This is a genomic window from Cetobacterium sp., from assembly GCF_051653945.1.
In the GTDB taxonomy this organism is placed as follows: Bacteria; Fusobacteriota; Fusobacteriia; order Fusobacteriales; family Fusobacteriaceae; genus Cetobacterium_A.
This window is the reverse complement of record NZ_JBOFXD010000073.1, coordinates 1-13,291: the sequence shown is the minus strand read 5'-3', so window position 1 is coordinate 13,291 and position 13,291 is coordinate 1. Positions and strand designations below refer to the sequence as shown.

The following is a 13,291-nucleotide window of genomic DNA, read 5'->3' as shown; positions in this document are numbered from 1 at the left end:
TCAATTAATTTTGATTATCAAATTATATCCCATGTTATAGCTTTGTTACCTTTTTCTTTTAATATACTATTTATAGTTTTAAAATGACCACATCCAAAAAATCCTCTGCTTGCTGACAATGGACTTGGATGAACACCTTCAAGAATTATATGGTTGGGATTTGTAATATATTTCTTTTTATCTTTAGCATTATTACCCCAAAGAACAAATATTACTTGCTCTTTTTTTTCATTAATTTTTCTTATAACTTCATCTGTAAATGTAGCCCAACCTATTTTACTATGAGAGTTAGCTTCACCCTCTCTTACAGTTAAACTGGCATTTAAAAGAAATATTCCTTGTTTTGCCCAATCTTCTAAGCACCCACTATTGAATATTTCCCCCTCCTCTTCACTGATTATCTCTTTATATATATTTCTTAAAGATGGAGGTAATGAAACTCCTCTTTTTACTGAAAATGCTAATCCATGAGCTTGTCCTGGTCCGTGATATGGGTCTTGTCCTAGTATCACTATCTTTATATTTTTATAAGGAGTTAATTGAAAGGCTGTAAATATCTCTTTTTTTGCTGGGTATACTATTTTTTCTGAGTATTCATGTTTTAAAAATTCTTTCATTTTTACAAAATATTCTTTTTTAACCTCATCTTTTAATATTTCATCCCAATCATTTCCTATTTTTAACATAACAAATCTCCCAATTACTTTTTATCTAAAGTTAATGATCCACACTCTTTAATATCTTTTTTCATTCCACAAGCTGAGCACTGCTCTCTACAATCAACTGTTAAAGCTTGTTTTTCACTTTTTTCTAATTCTCTTATGTAAAACTCTTTACTAACTCCTGTATCTACAAGATCCCACGGAAGAATAGCATCTAAATCTCTTGCACCTAAATAATCTTTTTCAGATATATTTAACTCCTCCATTGCTTCTTTCCAAATAGAAAAATTATCTTTATAGTCGTCTAGTTTTGCACCAATTTTGAAGGCTGTTTCTATTAAATCAGCTGTTCTTTCATCTCCTCTTGAAAGGAAACCTTCTAAATAAGATTTTTTAGGTGGATGCATTCTTAAAGTTGCTCCCTTCATCCCTCTAAAAGCATCTCTTAACATCCCTTGCTTTCTTTCTGTTTCTTCAACACTCATCTGCTCATGCCACTGATAAGGTGTATGAGGTTTCGGTACAAAATTTGAAACACTTGCTGTTATATTAACTCTTCTTCTAATTGTTCTACATCTATATGTTACTCTTTTTACTAGCTCATATATTGCCATAACATCTTCATCTGTTTCAAACGGTAGCCCTATCATAAAATAAAACTTTAAATTATCCCAACCAGCTTTTACTGCTGCTTCCGCTGTCTCTATAATCTCTTCCTCTGTTACCCCTTTATTGATAACATCTCTCATCTTCTGGCTTCCAGCTTCTGGAGCAAATGTGAACCCAGTTCTTTTTCCACCACTGATATTAACAGCTACGTCCACTGAATGTGTATTCATTCTAAGAGATGGCAATGAAATTGCTAAATTTTTATTCTCATATTTCTTTTGTAACCCATCTATTAAAGAACTTATTCCTGTATAATCACTACTACTTAAAGAGGATAATGATATTTCAGAATAACCTGTATTGAAAAGCATATCCTCTATTAATTCCATATTTTTCTCAAGACTTCTTTCTCTTACAGGTCTATAAACATATCCAGCTTGACAGAATCTACATCCTCTAGTACAACCTCTTTGAATCTCCACAGAAGCTCTATCATGAACTATTTGGATATATGGCACTAATTGCTCAGAATATGATGGTGTATTATCTATATCTTGAACTATAGCTCTTTTTATTCTTTTTATCCCTTTATGTAATTTAGGAATATAAACTCCCTCAAAATCTTTTATAGCTTCAAGTTTTTCAGCCTTTGTTTTTCCTGCAAGAGCAACTAATGTTTGAGCTAATTTTGTCATAGTTTCCTCTCCATCACCAATTACAAAGAAATCTAAAAATTTCTCCATTGGAGTTGGATTCATCATACAAGTTCCACCAGCCATTATAAGAGGATACTCCTCTCCTCTTTCATCTGCATGCAAAGGAATACCAGATAAATCTAAAGCATTTAAAACATTTGGATAACACATCTCATATGATAATGAGAATCCAATAACATCAAAATCTTTTAACTCTGTTTTTGTCTCTAAAGAAAACATTGGAATATTATTTTGTCTCATTAAAGTTTCCATATCTTCCATAGGAGCAAATCCTCTTTCTAAATAGAAATTATCAACTTTATTCATAATTGCATAAAGTAATTTTATTCCTAAATTAGACATCCCCACTTCGTAAATATCTGGAAAAAATAGACACATTCTAGCCTTCACTGAATCTAAATCTTTATGAAAACTATTTATTTCATTTCCTAAATACTGAGCTGGTTTTTCTACTGACATTAAATATTTACCTATATCTACTCTCATATCTCTCCTTTTATTCATCATCAATTTTTTGGAAAATTTTCATTTCATTTTCCCCATCATCTCTATGATGATCTCTACATAATCTCGCTACATCTATATTGATATCTTTTAATATTTCAAAGGCATTTTCAGAGTGTTTTTCTAATTTTTCATCTCCGATTAAAACTTTTTTTACTCTTTTTAAAAGACCTGTATTACCTTTTCCACAGTCATGTAATAATGCTAATTTTAAATAATTTTTATTATTTTTTAAAATTTTATTCTCACTACATTTTTTATAAACTAAAAATGAATGTAACTTATCATACTCTCGCATCTTAGTAAAAATCTCAAACTCTTCTATAGAAAGAATCTTTTTTACTTCCTCTTCATTTTTTTTATTAAATTTTAAAAATATATATCTATATACTTGCTTTAGTCTAGAAAGCATTTAAATCTCCCTTATTACTATATTTCCAAGTTCTTTTCTTAAGGACTTTATATTTGAAGCATTTCTTCCTATTACTTCTCCTTTTTTTTCCTTTTTTACATATAATATTGTAATCTCATCATCAACTGTTTTCTCTATTTTTTCAACTCCAGATATTTTAAGATTATCACATGACAGTATCATTTTATCCGTTAACTCTTCTTTTAAATACACATTTTCTAAAGTTAAAAATTTTCCAGGAAAAGTTTCAACCTCTCCAGTTAAAATATATCCTGCCATATTTCTAACTTGTTTAGGCATAAATGAATTCCCTATAAATTTCAATACTCCTTTTTGAAAAGTAACTTGAACTGTTCTTTCATGTTCTTTTAATTCTAATCCCTTCTTATCTGTAAATTTACTTACATCATAAGTCCCACTTATCTCTAAAAGAGTTTTTTCTATATCCTCTATTGATCTTTTAACTCTTTTTTTAGGATATCTATATAAGTATTCTCTCTTTTCTACATATTCTGGAAAAGACAAATTTGGAAAAGTTTTCTGTACTTTTCTTATAAAAATAGATTCCTTCATCTTTTCGTTAAATTTAAATATTATCTCACTTAAGTCACCATTAAAATTACTACTTACATATAAAAGATTTCTTTCAGCAGAAACTTTAGCATCTGTCCTTCCACCCTGTTGAATTCCCTTTGCCCAAGTAAATCCTAGTTCATTCATTACTCTTCTAAATTCACCTTTTACAGTTATTTTTTCCGCCATTTCATCAAAAGAATGAAATTTTTCTCCATTATAAAAAACTGTAAATATGTATCCCCATTTATCAGTTTTTTCAATACCTCTAAAATTCATTACTCTCCTCTTTTTCTAACAATATGGCATCTTCTACATCTTGCCTCATAGCTTTCACTAGCTCCAACTAATACAATAGGGTCATCCTCGTATGCTGGCTCTCCATCAACTAATCTTTGAGTTCTTGATGCTGGATTCCCACAACAAGCACAAATAGCATTAAATTTATCTACATATTCAGCTTTTGCCATTAATCTATCCATTGGTTTAAATGGTTCTCCTCTGAAATCTTGATCCAATCCAGCTACAACAACTCTCTTCCCTTGATCTGCCAGCTCTTCACAAAATTCAGCTACATCCTCTCCAAAAAATTGAACTTCGTCTATTCCTATAACCCTCACATCTTTATATTCAGCTTCTATTATATCTCTCATCTCTTTCACTGTTGAAGCTGGTACTGCTTCAATGAAAGCCTGGCTATGAGAAGCTACTTTTGTATCATCATATCTATCATCACTTGAATGTTTAAAAACTAAAATCTTCTGATTTGCGTATTTTGATCTTCTCATTCTTCTAATTAACTCTTCACTTTTTCCTGAAAACATACTTCCAGTTACAACTTCTATCCAACCCATTCCTTCTGTTAATAATAAATGCATTGTATCCTTTCCTCCATCATCAACTATTTTTTATCTGTTTTCTATTATAACATAATTAATACATCAAAACAAATCTATAAATCTTTTCAAAAGAAAAAGTAGCCACTACAGCTACTTTTAATTTCTCTATTTTTCGTCTACATATCCTAATTCTTTTAAGAATGGCTTCTTCTTTCTCCAATCATCTTTCACTTTTACCCAAAGCTCTAAATATATTTGAATACCTAAAAGATTTTCAATCTCTTTTCTAGCTTCAGTTCCAATCTCTTTTAGCATCTTTCCTTGTTTTCCAATTATAATACCTTTTTGAGAATCTCTCTCCACATAAATATTAATATCGAATTTATCTTTTCCATTATCTCTTCTAGTTACATTTATAATTTCAATAGCTACAGAATGAGGAATTTCGTCCCTTGTTCTTTCCAATATTTTTTCTCTAACAACCTCTGTTATTATTCTATACGTAGGCATATCTGTATACATATCATCTGGATAGTATTTTATTCCATCTTCTAAGAATGGATCTAGTGCTTCCAATAACTTAGGAACACCAATAGCATATTGACCCGCTATTTCTACAATAGCATCAAAATCTCCAAGCTTTTCTGCTATCTCTTCTCTTTTTCTCATCAATTCTTCATCATTTATTTTATCTATTTTATTAACTATAAGTATTCTTGGTGTTTTTTTCGCATCCTTTACCTTTTCCCATACAAATAAATCACCAGTACTGATCTCTTGAGAAGCATCAATAACCATAGCTATAACATCAACATCCCTCAATACTCTTAAAGCACTGTTTGTCATATGTTCACCTAACAAATGTTTCGGTTTATGTATTCCTGGAGTATCCACAAATATATATTGATTTCCATTAAAATTTAAAATACCTTTTATTGTATCTCTTGTTGTTCCTGCTTTATCAGAAACAATAGCAACTTTTTCATTTACAAGTTTATTTATTAATGTAGATTTTCCTACGTTTGGTCTACCTACAACTGCTATAAATCCAGCTTTCACTCTTAATCATCTCCTATTCCTATTTTAAAATACTTCTCTTTTAAGTCTAAAAAAAATTGTTCTTCGTTAGTTTCATCATTATATTTTACCATAGTTTTCAAAGTATTTCTCAACATATTTGGAGTTATCTCTCTCTCAATACCACATTTCTTTCCCAATGAGATAAATCTAGCTCTAAATGATTGTCTACTAAATCCATAAAATACAAGATTACTACTGCCACCAGCTAAGTGTGTTCGAATATCTTTTATATAGTTTTCAAGTTCTTTTGAAAGTTCATCAGATATTCCTATCTTTTCTCCCTTTTCATCATTGTATATAATTTTATATGAAACTAATTCTAAATCTGATACCTTTATTTTAAGAATATCATTAATCGATAAATTAGTTTCTACTAAAAGCTTTATAAGTAATTTATCTCTTATACCTTTATAATCTTTTCCACAGACATCTAAAATATTGTTAATCTCCCAAAGTTCTAAAGTTTCTAACTCTTTTTCTGGAGCTTTTTCAATTATTATTCCTTCTGAAGGATTATCATTAATAAATCTTTTTTCTAAAAGATATTTATAAAATGTTTTAATTGTACTTACTTTTCTTATGATAGAATTCGGTTGATAGTTATGTTTTAAAAACTCTACATACTTTAAAACATCCTCTTTTTTTACATCCAAAAAATCTTTCTCTATAAAACTTTCAAAATCTTTTATATCACCATGATATAAATCAAGAGTCTCTTTTTTTAAACTTTTTGAATCTGCTTTATATTTAATAAAATTTTCTAATAGTTCCATTACGCATCACCTAATAATTCTTTAGCATGCTCTATTACTGCTTCAGATATATTTTTTCCTGCTAACATTCTAGCAATCTCTTTGACTCTTTCATCTTCATCTAACTCTTTTACCTGTGTTATAGTTTTATTATCTAAAAGTTTTTTTTCTATATAAAATTGTTGAGTTGCCTTTGCAGCTATAGCAGGTGAGTGAGTTATACTCATAACTTGTGTTGTTTCTCCTATCTCTTGAAGTTTATTGGCTATCTTTCTAACAGTTTCTCCACCAACACCTGTATCAATCTCATCAAAAATTAATATTGGAATGTTATCTACTTTAGAAAAAATAACTTTTATAGCTAACATTATTCTACTAACCTCTCCACCTGAAGCAACTTTCCATAGAGGTTTTAATCCTTGACCAACATTTGTTGATATCATAAACTCCACTTGATCTATTCCACTTAAAGTCATCGACGAAGATTCTTCAAACTCAATTTTAAAATTAGCATCTCCCATATTTAATCCTTTTAGTTCATCTTGGAGATTTTCCTCTATAATTTTAGCCTTTAATTTTCTTATATCACTTAACTTTTTAGCTAAAGTATAGTATTTTGTTTTAGCTTCATCTCTATCTTTTTCTAATTTTTTTACTTGAAAACTATTTTCATCTAATAATTGAAGTTTTTCATCAATTTTTTCTCTATATTGGAGTATCGTACCAATATCATCTCCATATTTTGATTTTAAACGATTTATTGCATCAAGCCTTGAGATAACTTTTTCTAACCTCATATCATCTGCTTCTATATCATCATTTAAATCTCTAATGGAGTCCACACAGTCTTGTAAATCATAATAAACTCTTTCTAGTCTTTCTAGATTCTCTTGAAATTCTTTTCCATACTTTGAGATTGTCTCTAAATTTTTTCTACTATTATAAATTATATTTAAAGCATTTTTTTCTCCATCTTTTAATATATTTTCTGTTAATGATAGCTTTTCCTTTATTTTTCCCGCATGAAAAAGTTTTTTATACTCCTCTTCAAGCTTTTCATCCTCTCCATCCTTCAAATTTACCTTGTCAATTTCTTGAAGTTGAAACTCATAAAATTCCTTTTTCTCAAGAGTTTCTCTCTTATTTTTTTCCACATCTTGAATTCTTCTCTCTAAACTTGAATATTCATTATAGATTACTTCTAATTGTTTTTTTATACTAATTCCATCATCGCCTAAAAATCTATCTAAAAGTCTTAGATGATTACTTTTATTTAAAAGCATTTGATGGGAATGTTGTCCTACAATATCAACTAAAGTTCCCATTATCTCTTTTAAACTAGACATTGGTACTCTTATATTATTTACAAAAGCTTTTCCTTTTCCATTCTTATCTATATGCCTTCTTACAATAACTTCATTATCTTCAGCTTCTATACCTAACTCTTTTAATTCAGCTTCTTGCTCCTCATTAACTGCAAATACACCTTGTGCTAAAAGGTATTCCTCTCCATCCCTTACCATATCAGCACTGGCTTTTTCTCCTATTAAAAGATTTATTCCACTTAAAATTATTGATTTTCCTGCTCCAGTTTCTCCAGTTAAAACAATTAACCCACTTTTAAACTCTAAATCTACTTTCTCTATTATAGCTAAATTTTCAATTTTCAACTCTTTTAACATAGATTATCTCCCCACTTTAACTTATCTCTCAAAATCCCATAGTAATCTCTATTTTCTGGTAAAATAAGATTTATTTTCTCTTGAGAATAATATACTAATATCTCCTCTTCATCTTCTATCTCTCTTTCTATTTCACCATCTACTATTATACAACCTTTTTGCCCAGGTTTTAAAGTTAATATTAACCTTTCATCACCACTTATTATTATAGGCCTTGTTGCCAAATTGTGAGGAGCTAAAGGAGTTACTACTATTGCCTTTATTTGTGGCATAACTATTGGCCCTCCAGCTGAAAGAGAGTACGCTGTGGAGCCTGTTGGTGTTGCAACTATTATTCCATCTGCTTTATAATCACATATTTTAGTATTTTCTGTATTCATAGATATATTTAAAATTTTTGAACTAGCCATTTTTTTAGAAATAACAATCTCATTTAACACATCTATTTTTTCTCCTTTTATAACTATCTCCAAGAGCTGTCTACTCTCTTTTCTTACTATTCCTTTTAAATAGTTAATAAAAGTAGGTTCAAACTCCTCTATTTTTATTTCTGTCAAAAAACCTAAAGACCCTGCATTAATTGCAAAGATATCTATATTTTTATTTTTTATTAACCTTTTAGAAGCTCTAAGTAGAGTTCCATCTCCTCCTATAACAACAGCAAATTTTGCTTCTAATACATGAGTTTCAGGAACTATCTCTATATCACTTTTTAAAAAAAACTCTGTTAATTGATGATATAGCTTTACTGCTTCTTTTTTATCCTCATTGTAAATTATAGTTCCTTTCATTATTCCTCCCTTAAAATAGATTTTCTGGATTTATTGGTTTTAAATTAAATCTTACCTCGTAGTAAAGATTTGCTTTACTATCAGTATTCAAACCTAAAACTCCAATATCTTGGCCTCTTTGGACTTGTTGATTTAGTTTTACTCCTACAGCAATCAAGTTACCATATACACCAATTGTATTATATCCATAATCTATCATAACCACATTATTAAGTCCTTGAAATTTATCGGCATAAATTACTTTTCCACTCGTTGTGGCCTTAACCCTAGCTCCCATTTTTCCAGCTATTTCAATACCGTTACTAACAACTTCACCATTTTTCTTCTCTCTAAATTTTACAACAATAGTTCCTGAAATAGGCCTTTGAAATTTTCCAAGTTTAAGCACTGCAGTGTCTAATTTTACATTTTTAGCTGTTACACTTCTTGCCTTTATAATTCTTTCAATCTCTTTTTCTATATTTTTCTTTTGAACCTCTAACTTACTTATTGTTTTTACATGAGTTGTTTTTTCTTGGTTCAATCTAGTTATCAATCTATTTTTTTCCTGTTTTTTTACTTCGATAGACCTTCTATTAGAATCTAATTTTCTTTTAAGTACTGTTAACTTTTGTCGATCATTCTCAATATTCTTTTTTACTTGTTCTATTGAAGTTTGAACATTTTTTATATGTTCCATACTTTCTAGATCTCCATATAAAAGTCTTGAAAAACTTCGTTTTGCAATACTTCTATCCTTAGTACTGCTTTCTAAACTAGATTTTCTAGTTACCTCTATCATTTTAGCTTTATATTCTGATTTCTTTCTATCTAATGCTTTACTACTTACATTTAAATTTAATCCACCATATTCAATATTTCTATTAACTATTTTTACCTCTTCTTGAAGTTTTTCTGCTTCTTTTTCTATATCTTTAATCTCTGAATTTATATTTTCAATCTGTTTTGCAATACTTATTTTTTCAGAGTCTATATTTTCAATTCTACTGCTTTTTTGCTTTATTTCACTCTCTATTTTTTTCATTTTATTTTTCAGATTATCTACACTATCTCCAAATATAAAAGTTGAATAAATAAAAAAAATTATTATTCCTTTCATAATTAAACCTCATCTTTTTTTAGCTTACCTGTTGATTTCCAAGCTAAAAACAGAAGTGCTAGTGTTGCTACAATTTCAATTACTATAATTTGTTTAAAACTTTGAAGTATTAATGTCAATAAAATCTGTTGATACTTGTCTCTAAGAATAACATACATATTAAAAAATATCATGCCTCCAACTAAAGCACTTCCAAAAAATGGTATTAAATTTTTATTCCTAGCTACAGAAAAATTCCTTCTATTTTGAGGAGCTTTTATTGCAAAAATCATATAATCTCTGATTATAACCCCTCTTAAAATAGTTGTTATTGGATAATACATTCCTAGCGATAACAACAAGCAAATAAATAGTGACATATTTGCTGCACTAATTTTTCTTTGAGTATTTTGTAAAAATTGACTATCTATATATATCTCTCTTACCATAGGATTTACATCTAATAACTCTTGAATGGCATGAAGTTTTTTTTCATCTTTAAAATATACAATTATTGAATTTGGTAATGGATTTTCACTTTTAGGTATAACTATCTCTAATTCTTTTTGTAAATTTCTAAAAGCTTCCTCTTTTGATAAAAATCTCGTTCCTTTAACATTTTCATTTTCTAAAAGAAATTTTTCAAACTCTTGTAGTTTTTCTTTTGAGTTATCATTTTGTAACTCGATAGTAAAAAAATAATCACTCTTTAATATTTTCCCAATAAAGTAGCTATTAGAAGATAATGAAATAAATATATTAAATATAATAAAACTCAATGTCAATGCTATAAATGTTCTTGCCCCTTTTCTTCTTTCCATCTCTTCTCCCTAATTAAAATATAGAGGCCAGTTTAACTCGCCTCTATACTGTATATTTTCTATAAGTTTTCTTTTATTACTGATATTAATTTTGTTGCTGTTAATTCATACTTCTCTAATAACTCTTCAGCTTTTCCACTTTGACCAAATACATCGTAAATTCCAACTTTTTTAACTAATGTTGGATGTGTCTCTGATAAGAACTCTGATACTGCTGATCCAAGTCCTCCTATTACAGAATGCTCTTCAGCTGTTACAATAAATTTTGTTTCTTGAGCTGCTTTTAAAACTGTCTCTCCATCTAAAGGCTTTATTGTTCCAACATTTATTACTCTTACTGAAACTCCTTCAGCTTGTAACTTTTCTGCTGCTTCTAAAGCTCTTGCTGTCATAAGTCCCGTTGCTAATATTGTAACATCAGTTCCTTCTTTTATTGTATTTGCTATCCCTATTTGGAAGTCATATGAATCATCAAATAATACTGGTACATCTAATCTTCCCATTCTTATATATACTGGTCCATTGTACTCTGCTGCTGCAAATATCATTTTTTTAGTTTCTGTAGCATCTGCTGGCGATAATACAACCATTCCAGGAATACTTCTCATTAAAGAGATATCTTCAACTGATTGGTGTGATCCCCCATCCTCTCCTACTGAAATTCCCGCATGTGTTGGAGCTATTTTTACATTTAATTTTGGATAAGCTACTGTATTTCTTATTTGCTCAAATGCTCTTCCTGCTGCAAACATCGCAAATGTAGAAGCAAATGGTATTTTTCCACATGTAGCAAGTCCTGCTGCTGTTCCAATTAAATCTGCTTCAGCTATTCCAACATTTATATGTCTTTCAGGAAATGCCTCTTGAAATAGATTTGTTTTTGTTGATTTTGTTAAGTCTGCATCTAAAACAACTATATTATTATTTTGTCTTCCAAGCTCTACCAATGCTTCTCCGTAAGCCTGTCTTGTAGATTTTTTCATTATTTCATCCTCCAAATTTATTATATCTCTGATACTTTCTCTAGCTCTGCTATTGCTCTTTCTGTCTCTTCACAAGTTGGTGCTACTCCATGGAATCCACAAACATTTTCCATAAATGAAACTCCTTTTCCTTTTACAGTTTTAGCAATAATAACTGTAGGTTGCCCTTTTGTTTCTCTCGCTTTATCTAAAGCATCAAATATCTCTTGGAAGTTATGCCCATCTATTTTAATTACATTCCATCCAAAAGCTTCCCATTTTTTATCTAGAGGCTCTACACCCATAATTTCATCTACATTTCCATCTATTTGAAGATTGTTTGAGTCAACGAAAGCACATATTGAATCAAGCTTGAAGTGTGCTGCTGACATTGCCGCTTCCCATACTTGCCCCTCTTGTAATTCTCCGTCTCCCATTAAAACATAAGTTCTATAGTTTTCTCCTGAGATTCTAGCTGATAATGCCATTCCATTTGCTACAGACAATCCTTGTCCTAAAGAACCTGTAGATATCTCTATACCTGGAAGTTTTTTCATATCTGGATGTCCTTGTAAAGGTGATCCATAAGCTCTTAACGTTCCTAAAAGTTCTCTATCAAAGTATCCTCTTTCAGCTAAAGCAGAGTAAAGTACTGGAGCTGCATGTCCTTTTGATAAAACAAATCTGTCTCTTCCCTCCATTTTTGGGTTTTTAGGATCAATATTCATTTCTGAAAAATATAGTGCTGTTACTATATCTGCAGCTGATAGTGACCCTCCTGGATGACCTGATTTTGATTTACAAATCATTTGAACAATGTCTTTTCTAATTTTAGTAGCTTGTTCTACTAAAAAGTTAATGTCTCTCATTTTTTCTCCTCTCAATCCTTTTATTTAGTTAAATTATATTAAAAATTAACTTCTTTTGTCAAGTTAAGGTCCAGGATTTCTACAAATTTCCATGTACTAAAATAGGATTTTAACTTTTTCAAATATTAAGTGTACAATAAAACTGATTGAATTACTTATTTCATCATATTTTACTGCACTTAAAAATACACAAACTCCCGCAAAAAAGGTAAATGGTCTGAAAAACTTTTCTTCTTTTTTTATATTTTTTACAATTGTGTACACTCCTAATAAAGCCAAAATCATAACTTCTATGTAAGTTTGAGAATATTTTATCGATAAAAAGATACAATATATCCCTGTTAAAAAAATAAACCCTTTACTTCCTTTTACACCTAGACATATTCTACAATATGGAAAATATATTAAAGCTCCTCTTGACCATCCCTTAGGAAAAAAGTCAAAAATCATATGCAATCCCAATGCTAATGCAAAACCCATTATTGAAAATCTAAAAACTTCAACATCCTTTTGAGCATTATAAAAATATATCATTATCCAGAGCATTATTGGACTATGAGTTAAAATATTTCTGTGTTTTATCTTTAATTTAAAATCCCAATCGGGAAATTTTAATCCTATTAAAAAAGACATCCAAATCAATATTAATCCTATGAAACTCATAGATTCAAAAACTTCTATAACTTTTGTAAAATCTATTACCATGCAATATCCTTTCTATTTTTTCATATTATATCATATTTCTTTAAATGAAAAAATAAAAAAGAGAGTTAAGTTTAAAACTTAACTCTCAATATTTTAATAAGTAAGATTACTTAGTAATTTCTGCAACAACTCCAGAAGCTACTGTTCTTCCTCCCTCTCTGATCGCGAATCTTAATCCTGGCTCCATTGCAATCGGGTGGATTAACTCTACCGTCATCTCAATGTTGTCTCCTGGC

Annotated in this window: 14 protein-coding genes and 1 pseudogene; all 15 read right to left on the bottom strand. The window is 29.5% G+C overall.

Features of this window, described 5'->3' with window-relative positions; genetic code table 11:
* Positions 1-17: 17 nt before the first annotated feature.
* On the bottom strand, positions 18-686 hold the full coding sequence (locus ACRC8M_RS07995) for a uracil-DNA glycosylase (protein WP_438528652.1): 669 nt from the start codon (positions 684-686) through the stop codon (positions 18-20).
* A gap of 14 nt (positions 687-700) precedes the next feature.
* The gene (locus tag ACRC8M_RS07990; protein WP_438528651.1) at positions 701-2,473 is read right to left on the bottom strand and encodes a TIGR03960 family B12-binding radical SAM protein; all 1,773 of its coding nucleotides are present in this window, start codon (positions 2,471-2,473) and stop codon (positions 701-703) included.
* A 10-nt stretch (positions 2,474-2,483) separates the two neighbouring features.
* Positions 2,484-2,903, bottom strand: a complete 420-nt coding sequence (locus ACRC8M_RS07985) for an HD domain-containing protein (protein WP_438528650.1) — start codon at positions 2,901-2,903, stop codon at positions 2,484-2,486.
* Entirely contained in the window at positions 2,904-3,755 is an 852-nt protein-coding gene (locus tag ACRC8M_RS07980; protein WP_438528649.1) for a KH domain-containing protein, read from the bottom strand.
* Positions 3,755-4,354, bottom strand: coding sequence for a thymidine kinase (locus tag ACRC8M_RS07975; protein ID WP_438528648.1), 600 nt, complete (start codon positions 4,352-4,354; stop codon positions 3,755-3,757). The genes ACRC8M_RS07980 and ACRC8M_RS07975 overlap by 1 nt, the downstream gene beginning before the upstream one ends.
* A 126-nt stretch (positions 4,355-4,480) precedes the next feature.
* On the bottom strand, positions 4,481-5,374 hold the full coding sequence (gene era, locus ACRC8M_RS07970) for a GTPase Era (RefSeq protein ID WP_438528647.1): 894 nt from the start codon (positions 5,372-5,374) through the stop codon (positions 4,481-4,483).
* Between the two features lie 2 nt (positions 5,375-5,376).
* Positions 5,377-6,168 (bottom strand): tyrosine-type recombinase/integrase, encoded by a 792-nt coding sequence (locus tag ACRC8M_RS07965; protein WP_438528646.1) that lies wholly within the window; start codon positions 6,166-6,168, stop codon positions 5,377-5,379.
* The gene (gene recN, locus ACRC8M_RS07960) at positions 6,168-7,829 is read right to left on the bottom strand and encodes a DNA repair protein RecN (protein WP_438528645.1); all 1,662 of its coding nucleotides are present in this window, start codon (positions 7,827-7,829) and stop codon (positions 6,168-6,170) included. The genes ACRC8M_RS07965 and recN overlap by 1 nt, the downstream gene beginning before the upstream one ends.
* Complete coding sequence (locus ACRC8M_RS07955; RefSeq protein WP_438528644.1) at positions 7,823-8,620, bottom strand: NAD(+)/NADH kinase; 798 nt, start codon at positions 8,618-8,620, stop codon at positions 7,823-7,825. The genes recN and ACRC8M_RS07955 overlap by 7 nt, the downstream gene beginning before the upstream one ends.
* A gap of 10 nt (positions 8,621-8,630) precedes the next feature.
* Positions 8,631-9,719, bottom strand: coding sequence for a murein hydrolase activator EnvC family protein (locus ACRC8M_RS07950; protein WP_438528643.1), 1,089 nt, complete (start codon positions 9,717-9,719; stop codon positions 8,631-8,633).
* A 2-nt stretch (positions 9,720-9,721) separates the two neighbouring features.
* Positions 9,722-10,519 (bottom strand): cell division protein FtsX, encoded by a 798-nt coding sequence (locus ACRC8M_RS07945; RefSeq protein WP_438528642.1) that lies wholly within the window; start codon positions 10,517-10,519, stop codon positions 9,722-9,724.
* A 59-nt stretch (positions 10,520-10,578) separates the two neighbouring features.
* Positions 10,579-11,505 carry a transketolase family protein gene (locus ACRC8M_RS07940; protein ID WP_438528685.1) on the bottom strand — a complete coding sequence of 309 codons (927 nt, stop codon included), beginning with the start codon at positions 11,503-11,505 and terminating at the stop codon, positions 10,579-10,581.
* Positions 11,506-11,522: 17 nt separating this feature from the next.
* Positions 11,523-12,350 carry a transketolase gene (locus ACRC8M_RS07935; RefSeq protein ID WP_438528641.1) on the bottom strand — a complete coding sequence of 276 codons (828 nt, stop codon included), beginning with the start codon at positions 12,348-12,350 and terminating at the stop codon, positions 11,523-11,525.
* Between the two features lie 96 nt (positions 12,351-12,446).
* Positions 12,447-13,055 carry a hypothetical protein gene (locus ACRC8M_RS07930; protein ID WP_438528640.1) on the bottom strand — a complete coding sequence of 203 codons (609 nt, stop codon included), beginning with the start codon at positions 13,053-13,055 and terminating at the stop codon, positions 12,447-12,449.
* A gap of 106 nt (positions 13,056-13,161) precedes the next feature.
* Positions 13,162-13,291, bottom strand: a pseudogene (gene tuf / locus ACRC8M_RS07925) (elongation factor Tu); the annotation flags it as partial.